Genomic DNA, 18,327 nt, shown 5'->3' with positions numbered 1-18,327 from the left:
GGCGTATGCGAACGAAATGAGAGTGTAACCGAGGAGGAAGATGATGCGATCGATGCTGCGAAGGGCGCAGACAGCTACGATAGTTGGAAGCCTGATGATCGCAGGCAGTTTCGCTGCTGTCGCGCAGGAGAAGGTTCGTATTGGTTACGTCATTTCCAAGACTGGTCCCAACTCGGGCGGGGCAATGACGACCCAGGTGCCCAACTACAAGCTCTGGATAAAAGAGCTCAATGATCGCGGCGGGCTGAACGTTGCAGGCAAACGGATAGCGATCGAGCTAATCGAACATGATGATCGGTCCAGTTCGGAGGAGGCGGTACGTGCCACCGAACGGCTTCTAACGCAGGACAAAGTCGATCTAATGCTGGCTCCTTGGGGCACAGCTATCAACCTCGCTGTCGCGCCACTCTACGCTCGCTCCGAGCGTCTTCTGATCACGCCAACCGCCATCACCGACAGGGCCCCAGAGCTGGCGAAGCGTTGGCCGCTCAGCTTTTGGCTCTCGGGTACAAGCGCCTCGTACGCCGACGCATTGGTGGAGCAACTCAAGCGGTTAAGAGAAGCTGGAAAAATTGATGCCGGTGTGGCTATGGTTTCTGTCGGCGATGGCTTCGGCATTGATCTTGCTGCCGGCTTTCGTGCAGCGGCGAAGAAAAATGGGTTCGAGATAAAGTTCGACAAGACCTATCCTGCAGGGACACAGGATTTCGCGCCCATCGTGAATGAGATGAAGGCGAAGGACGTGAAGGTCTTCGTTGCCTTCTCTTATCCGCCGGATACGATTGCGCTTACCGAAGAAGCGCAACTGCTCGATTACAATCCGAGCGTCTTCTATATTGGAATCGGTGGGGCGTTCCCGCTCTATCGCAATCGCTTTGGCAGCGCTGTTGAAGGCGTAATGACGCTCGGCGGCATCGATCCCAAAAGCGACGATGCCAAATCCTATATCGCACGCCACAAGGAAGTGACCGGCCAAGAACCTGACCGTTCTGGCAGCTTCACGATGTATGCTGCCCTACAGGCGCTCGAGCAGGTCATTGCTGAGGTCGGTCTCGATCAGAAACGTATTGCCACCCGCCTGAAGGAAGGAACATTCAAGACGATTCTTGGCGAAGTGTCGTTCGCCGGGCAACAAATGACCAACGCGCCTAAGGTCGGCCAGTGGCAAAACGGCGAACTAGCCGGGTTAGCTCACGATGGAAATTCCGGTGCGACCGAAATGGTCTTTCCAAAGCCGGTGTGGCGGAAGTCCAACTGAGGCTTAGCGCCCAATCTATGACCTGCTGGTTAGCCGGATATGGGAGTTCCCATGTTACTGAACGCCGTCCTGTCCGGCATTTCGCTCGGTGCGATCTACGCCATCACTGCAATGGGCTTAACATTGCAATACGGTGTCGCTCGCATCATGAACCTCGCCTACGGCGAGATGATCGTCGTTGGCTGCTTCGTGGCTTTCGTGCTGTTCAATCATTTCCAGCTGAGCCCGCTCATCACTGGAACGTTGGTCGCGCCGGCGATCTTTGGACTTTCTTGGAGCATCTACCGCGGAATGTTGGTGCCGCTTGTCCAGCGAGCGCCGGACGCCGGTGCGCTCGAGACGGATTCGATTCTCTTCACCTTTGGACTCTCGTTCGCGATCCAGGGGCTACTGCTTGTCCTGTTCGGTGGCAACTTCACCAGTTATACATACCTGAGCGTACCGGTTGCCATATTCGGTGCGGTCATGGCAGCTAATCGCCTCATAGCGTTATTTTGCTCATTGGTGATTGGTACTGTGCTTTGGTTTTTCTTGACGCGGACGCGGAGCGGTACTGCGTTGCGCTCAGTGGCATCCGATGAAGTCGGGGCATCCCTCGTCGGCGTCGATATTGTACGTGCCTCGGCTCTCGCTTTCGCATTGGGCGGTGCAGTTGCCGCGCTTGGCGGCGTACTGTTCAGCACCTTTATCACTTTTTCCGCGCAGCTTGGCGTGACGTTCACGATGAAGGCGTTGATTGTCGTGATTATCGCTGGCGTTGGCATATTGCCGGTGCGCTGCTGATTGGTTTGCTGCTTGGTCTCGTCGAAGTGTTCGTTACAGCCTTCCTTGATCCAAGTCTTACGATTGCTGTTGTGTACGCCGTGTTCATCCTGACCCTGATGTTCTACCCGCGCGGCCTCTGGAGCTCGACATGAATAAAGCATTCTCTGCTTTGGCTTACGGATGGGTGGTTGCATGCTGCGCGTTGGTGGCTCTTCTCCCGCTTTTTATCGGAGATTATCACCTGTCCTTCGCCATCAACGCGCTGAGCTATATCGTCATGGCAACGGCTTGGGGGCTGTTTTGTGGTCCTACGAGGTACATTTCTCTCGCTAGTGCGGCCCTATATGGTATCGGGGCGTACACAGTGGCTGTTCTGGGCGAGTCCATGTCTTGGCCGATCGTCCTCTTGGTTGCGGCTGCAATTGGAGGCGGATTGTCGCTTTTGATCGGGATGGCGACGTTGCGGCTTGCCGGCGTCTATTTCGTCATCTTCACCTTCGGTGTGACCGAATTGGTTCGGCAACTCGTCAACTGGTACGAGATCAAGGTCACCCATTCAGTCGGACGTTATGTGTTTCTCGAGACCAGCCAGAGCCAAATCTTCTGGCAGCTTCTAGCAATGGTGGGGATCATATTTACGGTGGGCATCGCGCTCAACCGCTCGCGGGTCGGTTTCGCATTGCGCCTCATTGGTGGCGATCAAGTCATGGCTGGACATTTCGGAGTGAATACCACCAGGACCAAACTGGCGCTTTTCGTCGCCAGCTCAGTATTCATCACCCTGACTGGTGCCGTCATGGCTCCGCGCTGGACATATGTGGATCCGACGATCGCCTTCAATTCCGCGGTCTCATTTCAGATCTTGATCATGGCTCTATTGGGTGGAACACAATCGCTCTTCGGTCCTCTGATCGGCGTAATCCCGATGACCATCTTGTTTGAACTGCTGGGCACAAAGTTTCCCAATCACTACACCCTGCTGATTGGTATCATTTTCATGATCATTGTTTATCTATTGCCCGACGGCATCTATGGTTTCGTGGCGCGTCGCGGCAGACTGCTGCTCGCGCGCCTAATGCCAAGGTCTGAGCTGGAGGCCGTCCGTTGAAAGCGCCTTTACTTGAGCTTGATCGCGTAAGCAGAAGATTCGGCGGGCTGCGGGCAGTCAATTCTGTCACCTTTTCCGTCAACCGTGGCGAGATACTTGGCTTGATAGGTCCCAACGGTTCCGGAAAAACGACTGCAATGAACTTGATTTCGGGGGCTTTGCGGCCGGACGGAGGACGCATTGCCCTTGACGGCACGGACATCAGCGGGATGGCTGCCCATGCAGTTTTCCACGCGGGCATTGGACGAACGTTTCAACTGGTTCGGGTTGTTCAGCATTTGACGGTGCGGGAAAATGTATTGGCCGGCATTGCGTTTGTCGCGCACCGGCTTGGATTTCGCGAGATGGAAAGACGCGTGCAAGAGTGCCTAACTCGGGTCGAGTTAGAGAGTTCGCTCGACAGGCCAGCCTCCGAGCTTACTTATATCGACCAAAAGAGACTGGAACTTGCGCGCGCAATTGTCGCTCAGCCAAAACTCTTGTTGCTCGACGAATGGCTCGCCGGGCTCAGCACTGCCGAGTTACATACGGGCATTCAGCTTATTCGCAGCCTCAATCAGAAGGGCAGCACGATCATTATGATCGAGCACGTAATGTCGGCAATTTCCAATTTATGCGACCGCTGTGTGGTGATGAACGCTGGTGTAAAGATCGCGGAAGGTGCTCCGCAGCAGGTGCTAGTCGATGCCGCCGTCCGCAGTGCCTATCTGGGGACCGAGAATGCTTGAAGTTCGTTCGCTTTCTGTATTCTACGGCCAGCACATGGCTCTGCGCGATGTGGCGCTCAGGTTAGACCGGAGCCGGATCGTGGTGATCTTAGGCTCCAACGGCGCTGGTAAGTCGACCTTGCTCAAAGCCCTTATGGGATTGGTGCCCACCCGGTCTGGTGCGCAGGTCAGCCTGGAGGGCCGCTCCCTACTCGGGTTGCCCACCTGGCAATTGGTCGAAGCGGGAATCGCTTTGGTGCCGGAAGGACGCCGTTTGTTCGGCGACATGACCGTGCGAGAAAACCTCTTGATGGGTGCTTATCCTAAACGCGCGGCAAAAGGCGCGAAGGACAGGCTGGAGTTCATCCTTTCGCTATTTCCGCGCCTCGGCGAACGGCTCGGCCAAGCCGTTATCACAATGAGTGGCGGCGAACAGCAAATGGTCTGCTTCGGTCGTGCGCTCATGACCGCACCGAAGTTGCTCATGCTTGATGAGCCGTCGCTCGGGCTTTCTCCATTGTTGACCCAAGAGTTGTTCAGCGCCCTTCCTCGGATCATCGCCAGTGGAGTGAGCGTGTTGATGGTGGAGCAAAATACTCACCTGACATTGCGGTTTGCCGACTACGGGTACGTGCTCAAAAATGGCGAGCTGGTCGGCCAAGGAACTGCGGCAGAACTGCAAAAGGACGAGACCGTGGGCAAGGCCCTCCTTGGTATCTAGCATCATCGGTGGTCTACAATGGTTGCTTGCACTCCGACCCTGAGTGGCGGCTCGAGAACGAACCCATCACGGGTGATAGATGAATTCCGGCGATCACAAGGAACTGTTGGTCGATGCGCTACACAATGAACAGGTGGTTGTGGTATCGGCGCCGGGCATCCATTCACGGGACGACGAATGCTCGACCGGGGTGACCTTGCGCGAGAACGTTGGGTTCTACGTTCGATTACGACAAGGGATGTTGGAGCCTCAAGTGGTCCATTTCGATGGATGAACCCTACGAAGTTTGTGCAGGCCGAGGGGCGAAGCGAAGGGAAGCTCCTTGAAACCAAGAAACTGCGGCGGCGGCTCTCGGCGTTGCGGAGCGGGCCAAAGTCGTTTGCGGGTGGGGGGCGCCCGATCGCTATCGTGAAGCAGCCTATCGATACCAAAGACGCGCCTCTACCGGGCTCTTAGGGGCAGGTTTGCGGCGCAGGAGCATCAAGGAACGACCGCCTCTACCCGAAGCTCGCGTATTCAGGCAAGCGGGGACAAAGGGAAACGCAGCCGCCAAGCGCAGCAAGTTCGATCGGCTGCTTCTCAATTTTCAGTTCTCGCTCCTCACGCTTACGCGCGGACGCGCCGGCGACCCTTGTTCGGATCCACTCTCGTGGTCATGGCAAACTTGGCAGCCAAGGGCAGCAGTGTCCCATCCGGTGAAAATATATAAACTTCATCAAGCGCGGACCGATCGCGGATCCCGGAGCGTTATGGGAATTTCAGCGGAGGAATGGAAAACCCGCTGCGGCGTGGCCTCGTTGCGCCGCCATCACATGAAAAGGGGCCAAAAGGCCGCTATCCCTTGGTTTGGACTTTCAATATAAAGTAACGGATTATATATCTTTCTGTTGACGGGCCGCGCCATGATGCGTAGGTTTGCGGGCACACGAGAACGGCGCTGCGCCGACACGCAGGGGAGATAACGAAAGGCGTCATCTGCACAGGTCCGCTGCGCGCGCCTGCAGTCAGTTGGAAGTTCGGAGGCAAGCGCAGACCGCGTCGATCTGGCTTAGCCATCAATCGGCGGTTTTCTTTTTACTTACCTGCCCCGAAAGGAGGTCTGTCGCCTCCGCTTCAGTGCAAGAGTCTGGATAACACGAGGCAAATCATGCGCTATGTTGGGTTTCTAAAGGACGGGCAGCGCTGTATTGCGCGCCAGGATGGTTCTCTGATCCGGTCGCTCGGACCAGTCGATGCATTCTACAAGGAGCTCGCCGTCGGAAAGATCCCCGCAGATGGGGAGATCTTCGAAGCCTCGAACGTCGAATTCGCTCCTCCGGTCCCCCGCACCTCGCGCATTTTCTGCGTCGGCATCAATTATCGCGACCATGCCGTCGAATCTCTCGATGTCGCGGGTATTGAGCAGCCGAAGTTCCCAATGGTGTTTGGTCGTTGGGAGTCGACACTCGTAGTGGATGGTACTCCCGTTCCGGTACCTCCTAAAGAGGATGGCCTCGACTGGGAAGTTGAGCTCGCCGTCATCATAGGCAGGCCTATCTGGGCTGCTACCGAACAGAATGCCATGCAAGCTGTCGCAGGTTACACGGTTTTCAATGATCTGAGCGCCCGCGCCAAGCAGCTGGAGACGCGTCAATTCACGCTGGGCAAAAACGCCGATCGGTCCGGTCCAATCGGGCCGGTCGTCGTAACAACGGACGAGATTGCCGACGTCAATAACTTGCGAGTCACGGCGCGCGTCAACGGCGAGACGGTTCAGGACGCCAACACACGGGACCTGATCCACACGATCCCGAGAATTATCAGTTACATCACCGATACAGTGACCCTGCAACCTGGCGACGTCATTGCAACCGGAACGCCAGGTGGCGTCGGTCTGGCAATGAAGCCGCCGCGTTTTCTGAAGCCTGGCGACATAGTCGAAGTGGAGGTCGAGGGGATCGGCGTTGTCCGCAATCCCATCGTAAGCCGCGAGCAGATTGATAAGTAGCCTAAGAGGACTGCCATACATCAACAGGCAACGCGCAATGAAAGGGGGAGGTAACGACGTGATGTCAAATGGATTTCAAGTCTGCGCTGCCGTTCTTCTGGCGGGCGTGGTCGCGTTTACCCAGGCTCAGGCGGAGGAAATCAAGGGTATCCCGATCAAGATTGGAGTCATCCTCCCTCTGACGGGCGGTGGGGCGTCGATTGGCCGTTCAGAACTGAACGGCGTTCTTCTGGCTGCGAAGCACATCAATGCCCGGGGCGGCGTCAACGGGCGACTAGTTCAGATCATTCACGAGGATGACGGCACCAATCCGGATACCGCTATCACTAAGGCGAACAAGCTTATCTATACCGACAAAGTCGTCGCGCTACTCGGTGCCAGCCAAACCGGGTCTTCGGTGGCCATCGGCGCGATCACCGACTCTCTACAGATGGTGCAGATCGCATTCTCCGGTCTTGGCCCGGCAGTGGAGAAGGAACGAAAGTGCGTGCTCCACATCGCGCCATCACAGGAATTGAACGCGCGTGCGCTCCTATCCTACGCCAAGGACAAAGGGCTAAAGAGGATGGCAGCACTCTACGACGCAGGCTACGGCCGCATCGTCTTCACCGAACTACAAAAATTCGCCGGTCAATATGGCGTCGAAATCGCCGGCAGCGAAACGTTCGAGATCGCCGCGACGGACACAACCACACAGGCGGCAAAGCTGCGTGCGATGAATCCGGACGGTTTCTTCGTTGTCGGTGTTACCGGCACTCCAGTACGCAACCTTCGCGCTTTGCAGATCAAGCAGCCGATCCTTTCGGTGCTTGGGCAATCACCCTATCATATTGTCGAGGCGATGGGATCCAATGTCAGCGATGTCATTTTTCCCGAATACCTCGTTGCCGAAGACCCGCTGCCGCGTCAGACGGAGTTTGTGAAGCTGTTCCATCAGGAATACGGCAAACCGCCGAAAGCGATCGAGGCATGGGGCTGGGACGCGCTAAACGTCCTTGTCAGGGGCCTCGCGAGCACCGGTCCCGAGCCGGCCAAAGGCAAGCTATGCGAGGCTGTTCGCGGCAAATTCGAAGGGGTCAACGCCGACTATAACTTCTTGGCGCCCGACATGACTGGCCTCAAGCTGTCGGATTACGTGTTCTCGCGTGTCGTCAACGGCAAATTCACGCGCATGGACTATCGCATCGCCGACTGAGACAGCTCTAGGTGCCCACAGCATTACCTTGGCCAGTCACGATGTGACAGGGGCATCCATCCACTAAGGTCCGGCGTCCGCGGTCGGCAGACGTCAGAATCATTGGCGGAACGCGAACACTCCTGGTCGCTTCCGGAAAACGACACTCGTACGACGAAGGTGTATCGTGACGCTGGGCCTGCTGATTCAATCTATCATCGCGGGAATCATGAACGGTGTCGTCTATGCTCTGATAGGTCTTGGCATCGCCGCGATCTACAAGGGCAGCGGAGTCATCAATGCGATGCAGGGCGAGTTCAGCATCATTGCAGCAATATTCGCCTCTTTGGCCGTCTCCGCGGCAGGATGGCCTTATCCGGTTGCCGCTCTTGCCGGCATCGCCAGCGGTATGGTCATCGGACTAGTAGTCGATCTGGCCTTTGTCCGGCACATGCGAATACGCAATGCTGCGCACGATTCATACCTTCTCCTGACCCTAGGATTGGCAATCACGCTCGCGGCTCTTGTTCTCCAGTTCGCTGGCTCCGGTAGCTTCAGTCTCCCGGCCTATGAACCCATCGAGGTGTGGATCATTCTAGACGCTGTCCTGCAAAGCCAAGCGCTCTGGCTGATGGGTTTATCAAGCCTGGCGATCGTCGCGGTCCGACTATTCTACCGACACACCATGCTGGGCATGCGAATGATGGCCGCTTCCATCGACGACGAGGGGGCGATGAGCATCGGCGTCAATGTGTCGCTGATGCGCACGCTTACGTTCACATTGGGCGGCCTCCTCGGCGCCATTGCGGGCGTGTTGATCTCAACTGTTCTGCCCGTCGACCACCAGATCGGGCTAATCCTGACGCTCAAGGGCTTCGCGGCAGCGATTCTGGGTGGGCTGACCAACCCGATCGGTGCGGCTGTCGGAGGCATCACGATCGGCCTCTTGGAGTCTCTCGCCATTGTCTCGGTTTCTTCGGCCTACAAGGACGCGATTACATTCGCGATGCTGATCCTCATCATGATCTTCCTCCCGAACGGAATGCTCGGCCGTGGTCTGCGTAGGAGCTGAACGATGCGTCTCGTAATCAGGCCTGTCCTTACTATAGCCGCTATCTTGGCGCTCGTCCTGCCGCAGCTATTCGACCGCGAGATCGTCGACATCCTCGTCTTTACGTGCATTTACTCAATCGCTGGTCTCGGCGTCGGCTTGCTGCTTCGGACTTGCGGTATCATCAACGCCGGCCAGGCGCTGTTCTATGGGGTCGGCGCCTACACGACGGCTTATCTTTCGATCCACTATGGTGTGCACTGGCTTGTCGACATCGCCGGCGGTGCCCTGCTGTCGGCGACGATAGCCCTTCTACTCGGTTGGCCAATCCTGCGTCTGCAGGGGTATTTTCTTACACTTGCCACCATCGCCCTCGGCATCATTGGTCATTCGTTGTTCTTCGAGTGGGTAGGCATTACTGGTGGCGAACTGGGGATTGGCGGGATACCGACAATCGTAATCGCCGGCAATGCACTTAACACCCCGATCTCCTTCTACTATCTCACCGTGGCGGTGCTCGCCGCATGCCTGTGGATTGCATCCAATCTGATCAACAGCCGCACCGGCCTGATGCTGCAGGGAATGCGCAATGACGCCGACGCTGCTGCGAGCCTCAGCGTGGACAATCGCGGGCTAAAGGTGCGCGTCTTCGTGTTAAGCGCGATCTTCGGCAGCCTCGCCGGTAGCCTGTTCGCACATTACACGTCATTCGTGAGCGTCCACTCCTTCGATATAGTCAAGAGCATCACGTTCTTGTTGATCCCGGTGCTCGGTGGCGCGCAGTACCTTGCGGGACTGGTTATCGGCGCGCTCTTTATCACTCTCGCACCTCACTACCTCGGCGCCTTCGGACATATTCACCAAGTGTTGTTCGGTCTCGCGCTGGTCCTCGTGGTTACTCTGATGCCGGGCGGCATAGCCGGCACAGTGCAGCAGGTCATCGGCAGAAGGAACTGAGGTTGCGATGCTACAGGACGTCCATGTCCAAAATGGTTCGCCTGATCTGCGCATCGCGGGAGTATCGCTCGCGATCGGCGGCTTCCGTATTCTGCGTGAGGTGAGCATCGAGATCGCGAGCAAATCCATAACCGGGCTGATAGGCCCGAACGGCTCAGGCAAGACGACATTGTTCAACGTCGCCTCGGGCTTCATGCGGCCCCAAGTCGGTCGTGTCGAACTCTACGGTGCAGACATCACTGCTCTCTCCATCCAAGAGCGATGCCGGCGTGGCATGGTGCGCACGTTCCAGACCCCAAAGGTCTTCGAGGAAATGACTGTTCTCGAGAACATCATGGTTGGCACCTCTAAGCTGACGAATAGCTCGATGCTTGGGGACATGTTTGGCACCCCACACTCAGCGCGCCAGAAGCGACAGATGTTGGAGATGGCCGAGACAGAGTGCCGTCGCTTTGGGCTTGAAGCGTTCAAGTGCACGCCGGCAAAAAAACTGACCGGCGGTCAGCGGCGCATCCTTGAGATCGCGCGCGCCAACGTCGGCCAGCCGCGGATCATGATGCTGGACGAGCCGTCGTCTGGACTCAACGTCGAGGAAATCGAACATCTTAGGGAGTGGATTGCCCAACTTAACTCAGACGGCATGTCAATCTTCTTGGTCTCGCACGACATGGACCTCATGAATGTGGTGGACCATATATATGTGCTTAACTTTGGAGAGATCCTAACCAGTGGTACGGTGGCGGAGGTCAAGAATGACCGCCGAGTCCACGAGGTCTATTTGGGGATCTAGTGATGCTTCGATTGGATTCAATCCGGTCCGGCTATGGCCTACAACAGATTCTGCAGGGTGTCTCACTGTTCATCGCTCCCGGCGAATCAGTCGCTCTAGTAGGCGTTAACGGAGCCGGCAAAACTACTCTTGTCAGGACGTTGATGGGCTTCAACCGGGCGAACTCGGGGCGTATCCTAAAAGATGATGTAGACATCACGCCGCTCCCTGCGCACATGCGGCCATCCGTCGGCCTAGCCGCACTGCTTGAGAACCGAAGACTGTTCGGGCCCATGTCGATTCGCGACAATCTTCGTATAGCTCAGGCCGAGGGGAATTCACGCGCAGCGAAGCGACGCTTCTCTTGGGACGACATTTGCGACCTATTTCCATTGGTGCGAGACCGGCTCCACACGCCGGTTGGCCTGCTCAGCGGCGGCCAACAGCAAATGGTGGCTACGGCTCGCGCGCTGCTGCTGCAGCCAGATTTTCTGATTCTGGACGAGCCATCGACGGGTCTTGCGCCGCGAATCGTCAAGGAGATTTTCACGATCTTTCAGCGCCTGCGCTCGACGGGGCTCGGCATCTTGCTGGTGGAGCAGAACGTGCGCATCGCAATCGAGGCAACCAACAGAGCTTACGTTATGTCTCTTGGCAAAATCGTGCTGGAAGTCGGTGACGAAGAATGGCGCAAGTTTGATTCCGATAGTCGACTCGCCGATGTTTATCTGGGGCGGTCCCCGCGCGAAACAAACGATGGGATAGCGTGACATAAGGAGTTAGGGTCAATCATTTTCCCCGTGTCCTCTCGATAAAGTCGACCACTGCTCGCGTGGTCGCGCGGTAGTGCGATCGCAGTAACGCGCAAGCAAGATCAGCGTCGCGGGCGAGCGCAGCATCGAGGATGGCCTTGTGCTCCCCTGCGATATCACGTCGAACCTCAGAACTTAAGATGGCGTATGCGCCGATCTGGCGGTAGCGGGAGCTGTGATCAATCAGGGTCCGTATGAAGCGCAGCAGCCATTTCGATCCGCAGGCGCTGACCAACTGCAAGTGGAACTTGCAGTGCTGCGCTTCCCATTCCGGGTTGCTGGCCAATGGCCCTCCATCCAGCTTCGACTGGATGTGCGCTAGTTGATGATGGATGGCGAGCAGGTCGGATTCCCACTGGAGAGAACCCGTCTCGACGGACTTTCGCAGCGCAGCACACTCTAGCTCCGCGCGCTGTGTTTGGATGTCTAATACCTCCTCCTCCGAAATCTCGGTTACGCGGAACCCTCGCTGGTCCTCGGCCGTGATGAGCCCGGTTGAAGAAAGCCGTGACAGCGCCTCACGTAATGGAATCGCGCCAGCTTCATACCGATCGCTAAGTTCTTTCACAGTCAAACGGGCGCCCGGCTGAAGCACGCCTGTCAGAAGGTCTTGCCGCAATCGGTCGGTCAGAATTGAAGCCATTGTTCGTCGGCCAACAGGCGAAAGCCCGACCCGGGATGCCATGGAATGCTGCCTAACAGGTCCGTCTTCTCTAGCTACCAGGATTCCCGTGCAGTGAACCCGGCAAGCGATCACACATCGACTCAAAGCAATCTTGAAGAATGCGCCGACAGGAAGAAAAAGTCAATATAAACCGCAGGATTATATATATTCCGGTTTGCAGCGGCTGAGTCGGTTGCTGCCCCGCTACAGTGATCTTTCAAGTCTCCACAAATTTGCTCGCCTTCACGGCTGGCTTGGACATGCCGAAATTCTTCAGCAAGCGTAAAGCCTCGCAAGGAAGGAAACATCGAATCCTTTCGCTTGAATCTTTGCCGAAAGTCAGAGGCGGGAAAAAAGGGCGCTGATGGCAGCCGACGCGATCCGCGCGACCACAAGTGGGCTGTTCGACGTCTTGGGCAAGATTTCGGGATCGGACTGCGTTGTCTTCACGCCGTCCTGGATTTGACCGGGATCGGCGTCATTTCGGAGCCGGCGTAAGTCGTGGGAATGGCGGTTTGAGAAAGGCCAGTGTGCAGCGGGAGGGCTTTTCCAAGTCCGATGGTCGATCCGCCACCCGCCGCAATGATGCCATCCGTTTCAAGTCGGATGCGCACTTGAGGGCCTCTTCGGTCACGCCGACGGGCGTGTGCATGACCGCGCCGGCAAACAATCCTGCAAATGTTCCCTGAGACGTTGGGCCATGTCGCGCCCCAGCCGCTCGTGGCCCGGGGGCGTCAGGACCAAAGCGCGACGGATGGTGGTATCTCCTTTCGATTGCCTATTGTTAAAGGTCCCGTTCAGAGATCGCATGTGGATCATCGAGCCCACGGAGGAGGCGTTGCATCTCGTTCAGATCATCAGCGCCTTCGACGAACCGCTGTCGTGCGCCACATGAAACGATCAATCGCACGAACTCTGCCGCCGCCTTTTCGATGCGCCCGCTCAGAGTCAACGAGCCCGCTCCTCCGAAGTCGTCGGTTGCGGCGTAAACGGCGGTCGGGGAAACCATCGTATGCAAGTAGGAGAACATCGGCCGCAACGCATGTTCCAGCACCAGAGAATGGCGCTCGGTGCCGCCGGTGGCGCCGATGAGCACAGGCATATCCTTTAGCGTCCCTTCGGGAAGCACGTCGAAAAAAGACTTGAACAGCCCACTGAAGGACGCATTGAACGCCGGCGTCACAGCGATCAGCGCGTCCGCGTCGGCAAGGGTTTCGAACACTTGCTCCAGATCGGACGTCGCAAAGCCGGTCAGCATCATGTCCATGACCGATCGGCCGTACTTGCGCAACTCGAACACCTTCAGCTCGGCAGCGGGTAGGTTCGCGCGCACGGCTCCCGCCAGCCGGTCTGCCAATAGCCGCGTCGAGGACGGCTCACGCAGTCCGCCAGCCACCACTGCGATAGTAGTCATGAGCGCCCCTCCGCCTCGGGAAGCTCGACCTTGAGCGCCGACGATCCCTCTTTCTCCGCGGCGCGCTTTTCCTTGGCGGCCACTAGCGAGATGTGCGTGGGGGCGCCAGGTACGTCGGCGGGACGGCCGATCGCGAACTCCTTGCGCAGCACCGGGACGACCTCCCCACCGAGCAGATCGAGCTGCTCGAGCACGGTCTTGAGCGGCAGGCCAGCGTGGTCGACTAAGAAGAGTTGTCGCTGATAATGGCCAACGTAATCGCGAAAACTCAGCGTGCGATCGATGACCTCTTGCGGAGAACCGACAGTTAATGGGGTCTGAGACATGAAGTCCTCCAGAGACGGGCCATGGCCGTACACCGGCGCGTTATCGAAGTACGGGCGGAACTCGCGAATGGCATCCTGGCTGTTTGGCCGCATGAAGACCTGACCGCCGAGACCTACGATCGCCTGCTCCGGCGTTCCGTGGCCGTAGTGCGCAAAGCGTTCGCGGTAACGTTGCACCATTCTTTGTGTGTGCGATGGCGGCCAGAAGATATGGTTGGCGAAGAAGCCGTCGGCATAATATGCGGCCAACTCGGCAATCTCGGGCGAGCGGATGGACGCATGCCAGACGAACGGCGGCACGCCATTTAGCGGCCGCGGCGCGAGCGTGAATCCTTGCAGGTGCGTACGGAACTTGCCCTCCCAGTTCACGACCTCATTGTCCCAAAGGGACCGCAGTAGCGCGTAGTTCTCAACGGTGAGCGCGATCGCGGCGCGGATGTCCTTGCCAAACCACGGATATACCGGCCCGGTGTTGCCGCGCCCAAGCATGATGTCGACCCTGCCGTCCGCGAGGTGCTGCAGCACGGCGAAATCCTCGGCGATCTTGACGGGGTCGTTGGTCGTGATCAGCGTCGTGGACGTCGAGAGCAAGAGGTTTTTGGTCTGCGCGGCAATGAATGCGAGTAGCGTGGTGGGCGAGGAAGGAACGAACGGCGGGTTGTGGTGCTCGCCGGTGGCGAACACGTCAAGGCCAACCTCATCAGCCTTCTTGGCGATCTCCACCGTAGCCTTGATCCGTTCGTGCTCGCTCAGCGTACGTCCGGTGAGCGGGTCGTTGGTGACATCGCCAACGGTGAAGATCCCAAACTGCATTCCACTCATCGATGTATACTCCTCGGCGGCGAAGTGGGATTTGATCCTTTGCGGTCTCGGCCTGCCGGTCGACGGCGAAATGCCAGACTGGAGGATCGCTGACAACGGCAAACGAGATGCATGAACTTTTCAAGGGTAATCGGCTCGTTCGCAATGGCTATTGGCCCACTACGTGACACAAGGAGGGCGCGACTGTTCGCTGTGATGAAACACCGAATTCGAAACCGCCTGGCTCTTCGCTGGCTTTAAACCGGCTAACTTGTGGCCGCCTGGGCGGTCGTCCGCACATCCAGGGACAGCCAAGAGGACGATCAAAAGGCTCTCCTCAGTAGGCTCTTTTTGGCTGGCCCAAGCCGGTCATCGGCCAGAAGATCGTTTTTGCCGAGGCGGTGCCTGCTGGATGACGCAAGAGTTCGTGCACGATGACGCCTCAGTCGCGCTTCGAGATCCTTCTCGTCCTGCTGATGATCGCTGTCGTGCTGGAGACCCTTGCGTCGCGGCTGAGGCTTCCGCGTGCGTCGGTCTTGATGACCGGCGGCATCGCCATCGCGCTCGTTCCAGGGCTTCCTGGCATCGAGTTTGATCCGGACCTTGTTATGGTCCTTTTTCTTCCGCCGCTTCTGCTCGCCAGCGCTTATTTTACCGTCTGGACCGATTTCCGCGCGAACCTCAGGATCATCTTCCAACTGGCGACGGGCGCTGTCGTGCTAACAACAGTCGTTGTTGCAGTTGTAGCGCATTGGCTGAAGCCTGAATTGCCTTGGTCTGTCTGCTTCGCTCTTGGCGCGATCCTTTCACCGCCCGATGCGGTTGCGGCCAAGGCCGTCTTGAAGCGGTTCCCGCTCCCGCGGCGCGTTGTCGTTCTGCTTGAAGGAGAAAGTCTCGTCAACGATGCATCCGGCCTGGTCCTGCTTCAGCTTGCTGTCACAGCCGCGATGACCGGCACGTTCGGGATAGGGCAAGCGAGCATGACATTTCTGTATGTGGCCATGGCCGGAATCGGCATCGGACTCATGCTTGGGTACCTGTCAGCGTCCATAGCTCGCCTTCTCGCCGATGCTCGTCTGACGGTCATCTGGACTTTTCTGTTGGCCTGGGCGTCTTATATCATCGCCGAGGCCGCCGGAGCATCAGGAGTCCTGTCAACGGTTGCTTGCGGCCTCATTCTTGGCCGCCATCAGCATAGGACATGGTCTGCTGCCGCGCGCACGCAAGCGCGGGCGGTCTGGGACGTGGCCGAGTTCGTGATGGAATCACTCCTTTTCATCATCATAGGCTTGTCCCTGCGTGGCGTGGTTGAGCGCGCCGGCGGTCAGTGGAGGACGATCGTCGACCTTCTTCCGGCGATTGCGGCAATTCTGGCTGCACTCATTCTGTCCCGCGCGGCGTGGATTTTTCCAGCCACTTACATTCCCCGCGCGCTCGTTCCGTCGCTCAGGCGGCGCGATCCGTATCCACCTGCGACCATTCCCGCGCTCATGAGCTGGGCCGGCATGCGGGGCGTTGTAAGTCTCGCCGCGGCACTGGGCTTACCCGCTGACCTCCCGGGACGAGACTTCGTTCTGATCGTGACCTTTGGCGTGATCGCCGGAACGATCTTTGTCCTTGGCGGAACCCTCACACCGCTTGCGAGGGCCATTGCGGGTCGCGACTTTGTGCTCGAACAGGCGCCGACGTTGACTGAGAGCGATTTACGCCTGAGAATCGCGGAAGCCGAGCTTCGGGCCGTCCGCGATCACAGCCATAACCTGAATGGTGCGCACGCTGACCGTATCATTGCGCAGTACGAATGGCGCGCCAAGGTCGCCCGCGATCAAGGCGCCAACTCCAATAGGAATGACCATGTTGGAGGAGAGCATGCGCGAGCCGTACTTTCAGCTGTCACGGCAGCCCGAAAGGAGCTTCTCGATCTTTTCCAAGAGGGATTGGTCCACGATAGTCTCCTTCACCAATTCGAGGAGGAGCTCGATCTGGAGGAGCTCTCGGCACGAAAAATAACGGCGCGCGGCGATTACTGACTGCTCCGCTTCCTTCGGGTAGCAAGGGGTGGCTGTTTCGTTAAAGCGAACTCTGCGTTCTTTTTTGATAGCCTTTCGTCGCCTCAAGGCGCGTGAGAGTAGTACAGCCTTCGATGCAGCGCGCTGGTAGACCGCTACGCGCTGCAGTGGTTGGATGGGTGGACAGGACAACTGTCAGATGGCGCGCAGGTCGAACCGGTCGATGATCACGTTGGCGGTTCCTGTCACCGACAGCGCCTGCGCCGCTCGTCGATCCGCGCTTCATATCCTGACGGGTCTGTGGCTCGCGGGCGCAATAGTGAGCACGCCTAACGTCGGTCGTGCCCAGTCGGCCATCCCGCAGCCCTCCATGGGTCTTGGCACCTTTAGTTTCCTCGACGGCGATGGCGGCCCCGGTTTTACATTTGAGACGGTCGGCAGCGGCTATCAGGCTTGGCGACTCAATGATACCCAAGGCGGAAAGGTGCCGGGCCGAAACCAGCAGACAATCGCGGGCATCAATATCCACCCGATTTACGTTTCTGAATTGAAGCTGCTCGGCGGCAATCTTGGGTTCGATGCGGTCATTCCGCTTGTTTACCTTCATAACGATTTCGCCGGCTCCGATAGCACAAATACGAGCGTCGGAGACGTCACGTTCGACCCCCAGATACAATGGAGTCAGCTTTCTCTACTCGGGCGGCCGTTCTCGATGCGCTTTGGGTTGCAGATCGTAGCCCCGACGGGCTCTTATAATCGCGATCGCCCTTCAAATGTTGGGCAGAATATCTGGCAAATCTCGCCCTATTACGCCTTTACGTGGCGCACGACCGAACTTTGGGAAGTCAGTGGCCGCCTGATCTACGACTGGAGCGGCGAGAACCGTGATCTCGCGAGGTCGTCTGGGACACGATCAGCGCAGCCAGGCCAGCAAGCAGCCTTCAGCCTATCTGCATCATATGCGCTGTCCGATCAATGGCGGGCTGGGATTACCGGCTATGGCTTTCAGCAAATCACCAACACCGAAATCGATGGGACCGCGCTGCCCGGGTCACGACAGCGCGCGTTCGGCATCGGACCCGGGCTCGTTTGGTCTAGCTCGAGTGCAAAAGTCATCGCCAACGTCTTCAAGGAATTCGGCGTCGAAAACCGGCCCCAAGGCTACCAAGCTGTTCTGCGCCTCATAACACCGTTCTGAGGTCCGCGAGTTTCGATTTGGAGAGTCTGCGATGAGTTGGATGCCAGCGGTAAACCCCATTCTCGGCTCCGTCTTGTGATGATGGTCTCAAGTTCATGATTATCCCTCAGGTACGAGACCTGGAGGCTTATTGGATCGGCGTGCGAGTGGTCGGCGCTGACAGGACCGACCGATGCTGATCAGCTAATCAACACTTCAACTGCAGATCTCGTTGCTGAAACCAGGCGTCTCATAAAAGACCAAGGTATTGATTTAGCCTGGACGCCGTCGGCGGACCTCTGTTCGAACCGGCTCTGAAATCGTTGCGGCGGGGGTGGCCGTCAGGTCGCTATTACGAGCGTCGACAATCCGCGTGTGAAATGCCCGATACTCTAAAACGGTTGAGCGACGAGAAGAGGGCGGCGCGGCGGGAAGCAGTCTAACTCGGAGTTCGACTGCTTCGAACAACGGAGTGCGGCTGCGCCTGTTATTGCGGTCTAGTTTGTCATAGTTTGGGTGGAGTCAGCGTCGATTTCGCTCGAGACCTGCGCTCGAAGAATGACTGCGAATTGATTGCTGCAACCCAATGCATCGCGGGCGGATTCTGACATCCGTAGGAAAGGCCAT

The 18,327-nt window shown here is 57.7% G+C and carries 16 protein-coding genes; 13 read left to right on the top strand and 3 right to left on the bottom strand.

The genetic code is table 11. From position 1 onward, the window contains the following. Window positions 1-94 precede the first annotated feature (94 nt). The 11 genes from MTR72_RS14940 to MTR72_RS14890 all read left to right on the top strand — a co-directional run bounded on the left by MTR72_RS14940 (window position 95) and on the right by MTR72_RS14890 (window position 11,267). Window positions 95-1,258: an amino acid ABC transporter substrate-binding protein gene (locus MTR72_RS14940; protein ID WP_280969031.1), complete on the top strand. Its 1,164-nt coding sequence runs from the start codon at window positions 95-97 to the stop codon at window positions 1,256-1,258. Between the two features lie 51 nt (window positions 1,259-1,309). Continuing rightward, window positions 1,310-2,041 carry a branched-chain amino acid ABC transporter permease gene (locus MTR72_RS14935; RefSeq protein ID WP_341510451.1) on the top strand — a complete coding sequence of 244 codons (732 nt, stop codon included), beginning with the start codon at window positions 1,310-1,312 and terminating at the stop codon, window positions 2,039-2,041. A 130-nt stretch (window positions 2,042-2,171) separates the two neighbouring features. Continuing rightward, a complete protein-coding gene (locus MTR72_RS14930; protein WP_280969033.1) occupies window positions 2,172-3,131 on the top strand; it encodes a branched-chain amino acid ABC transporter permease in 960 nt (319 codons plus the stop codon). Then, window positions 3,128-3,859, top strand: a complete 732-nt coding sequence (locus MTR72_RS14925; protein WP_280969034.1) for an ABC transporter ATP-binding protein — start codon at window positions 3,128-3,130, stop codon at window positions 3,857-3,859. The genes MTR72_RS14930 and MTR72_RS14925 overlap by 4 nt, the downstream gene beginning before the upstream one ends. Beyond that, complete coding sequence (locus MTR72_RS14920; RefSeq protein ID WP_280969035.1) at window positions 3,852-4,559, top strand: ABC transporter ATP-binding protein; 708 nt, start codon at window positions 3,852-3,854, stop codon at window positions 4,557-4,559. Before MTR72_RS14925 ends, MTR72_RS14920 begins: the two co-directional genes overlap by 8 nt. 1,147 nt (window positions 4,560-5,706) lie before the next feature. Further along, window positions 5,707-6,546, top strand: coding sequence for a fumarylacetoacetate hydrolase family protein (locus tag MTR72_RS14915; protein ID WP_280969036.1), 840 nt, complete (start codon window positions 5,707-5,709; stop codon window positions 6,544-6,546). A 61-nt stretch (window positions 6,547-6,607) separates the two neighbouring features. After that, window positions 6,608-7,741: an ABC transporter substrate-binding protein gene (locus MTR72_RS14910; RefSeq protein ID WP_280969037.1), complete on the top strand. Its 1,134-nt coding sequence runs from the start codon at window positions 6,608-6,610 to the stop codon at window positions 7,739-7,741. Window positions 7,742-7,907: 166 nt separating this feature from the next. Further along, window positions 7,908-8,792 (top strand): branched-chain amino acid ABC transporter permease, encoded by an 885-nt coding sequence (locus MTR72_RS14905; protein WP_341510450.1) that lies wholly within the window; start codon window positions 7,908-7,910, stop codon window positions 8,790-8,792. 3 nt (window positions 8,793-8,795) lie between these two features. Beyond that, window positions 8,796-9,728, top strand: coding sequence for a branched-chain amino acid ABC transporter permease (locus MTR72_RS14900; RefSeq protein WP_341510449.1), 933 nt, complete (start codon window positions 8,796-8,798; stop codon window positions 9,726-9,728). A gap of 7 nt (window positions 9,729-9,735) precedes the next feature. Further along, window positions 9,736-10,518, top strand: a complete 783-nt coding sequence (locus tag MTR72_RS14895) for an ABC transporter ATP-binding protein (RefSeq protein ID WP_280969040.1) — start codon at window positions 9,736-9,738, stop codon at window positions 10,516-10,518. A 2-nt stretch (window positions 10,519-10,520) separates the two neighbouring features. Next, entirely contained in the window at window positions 10,521-11,267 is a 747-nt protein-coding gene (locus tag MTR72_RS14890) for an ABC transporter ATP-binding protein (RefSeq protein ID WP_280969042.1), read from the top strand. A 19-nt stretch (window positions 11,268-11,286) separates the two neighbouring features. On the opposite strand, the gene MTR72_RS14885 is transcribed toward MTR72_RS14890, so the two are convergent. The 3 genes from MTR72_RS14885 to MTR72_RS14870 form a co-directional block, all read right to left on the bottom strand. Then, window positions 11,287-11,952, bottom strand: coding sequence for a GntR family transcriptional regulator (locus MTR72_RS14885; RefSeq protein WP_280969043.1), 666 nt, complete (start codon window positions 11,950-11,952; stop codon window positions 11,287-11,289). Between the two features lie 805 nt (window positions 11,953-12,757). After that, window positions 12,758-13,387 carry a CE1759 family FMN reductase gene (locus tag MTR72_RS14875; protein WP_280969044.1) on the bottom strand — a complete coding sequence of 210 codons (630 nt, stop codon included), beginning with the start codon at window positions 13,385-13,387 and terminating at the stop codon, window positions 12,758-12,760. Further along, window positions 13,384-14,526, bottom strand: a complete 1,143-nt coding sequence (locus MTR72_RS14870; RefSeq protein WP_280969045.1) for an LLM class flavin-dependent oxidoreductase — start codon at window positions 14,524-14,526, stop codon at window positions 13,384-13,386. Before MTR72_RS14870 ends, MTR72_RS14875 begins: the two co-directional genes overlap by 4 nt. Window positions 14,527-14,948: 422 nt before the next feature. On the opposite strand from MTR72_RS14870, the gene MTR72_RS14865 reads away from it, so the two are divergent. Beyond that, window positions 14,949-16,544 carry a Na+/H+ antiporter gene (locus tag MTR72_RS14865; RefSeq protein ID WP_341510447.1) on the top strand — a complete coding sequence of 532 codons (1,596 nt, stop codon included), beginning with the start codon at window positions 14,949-14,951 and terminating at the stop codon, window positions 16,542-16,544. Window positions 16,545-16,746: 202 nt separating this feature from the next. Further along, window positions 16,747-17,721, top strand: coding sequence for a SphA family protein (locus MTR72_RS14860; RefSeq protein ID WP_280969047.1), 975 nt, complete (start codon window positions 16,747-16,749; stop codon window positions 17,719-17,721). Window positions 17,722-18,327: the final 606 nt, after the last annotated feature.

It is taken from the genome of Bradyrhizobium sp. ISRA442 (genome assembly GCF_038085055.1).
Classification (GTDB): Bacteria; Pseudomonadota; Alphaproteobacteria; order Rhizobiales; family Xanthobacteraceae; genus Bradyrhizobium.
The sequence above is the reverse complement of the archived record's forward strand: the minus strand, read 5'-3'. Positions and strand labels throughout refer to the sequence as shown.

Coding starts and splice junctions, on each gene's coding strand:
- MTR72_RS14915 (WP_280969036.1), top strand. CDS start 5,707: ATGCGCTATGTTGGGTTTCTAAAGGACGGGCAGCGCTGTATTGCGCGC.
- MTR72_RS14865 (WP_341510447.1), top strand. CDS start 14,949: ATGACGCCTCAGTCGCGCTTCGAGATCCTTCTCGTCCTGCTGATGATC.
- MTR72_RS14910 (WP_280969037.1), top strand. CDS start 6,608: ATGTCAAATGGATTTCAAGTCTGCGCTGCCGTTCTTCTGGCGGGCGTG.
- MTR72_RS14890 (WP_280969042.1), top strand. CDS start 10,521: ATGCTTCGATTGGATTCAATCCGGTCCGGCTATGGCCTACAACAGATT.
- MTR72_RS14940 (WP_280969031.1), top strand. CDS start 95: ATGATCGCAGGCAGTTTCGCTGCTGTCGCGCAGGAGAAGGTTCGTATT.
- MTR72_RS14885 (WP_280969043.1), bottom strand. CDS start 11,952: ATGGCTTCAATTCTGACCGACCGATTGCGGCAAGACCTTCTGACAGGC.
- MTR72_RS14875 (WP_280969044.1), bottom strand. CDS start 13,387: ATGACTACTATCGCAGTGGTGGCTGGCGGACTGCGTGAGCCGTCCTCG.
- MTR72_RS14895 (WP_280969040.1), top strand. CDS start 9,736: ATGCTACAGGACGTCCATGTCCAAAATGGTTCGCCTGATCTGCGCATC.
- MTR72_RS14860 (WP_280969047.1), top strand. CDS start 16,747: ATGATCACGTTGGCGGTTCCTGTCACCGACAGCGCCTGCGCCGCTCGT.
- MTR72_RS14920 (WP_280969035.1), top strand. CDS start 3,852: ATGCTTGAAGTTCGTTCGCTTTCTGTATTCTACGGCCAGCACATGGCT.
- MTR72_RS14930 (WP_280969033.1), top strand. CDS start 2,172: ATGAATAAAGCATTCTCTGCTTTGGCTTACGGATGGGTGGTTGCATGC.
- MTR72_RS14870 (WP_280969045.1), bottom strand. CDS start 14,526: ATGCAGTTTGGGATCTTCACCGTTGGCGATGTCACCAACGACCCGCTC.
- MTR72_RS14900 (WP_341510449.1), top strand. CDS start 8,796: ATGCGTCTCGTAATCAGGCCTGTCCTTACTATAGCCGCTATCTTGGCG.
- MTR72_RS14935 (WP_341510451.1), top strand. CDS start 1,310: ATGTTACTGAACGCCGTCCTGTCCGGCATTTCGCTCGGTGCGATCTAC.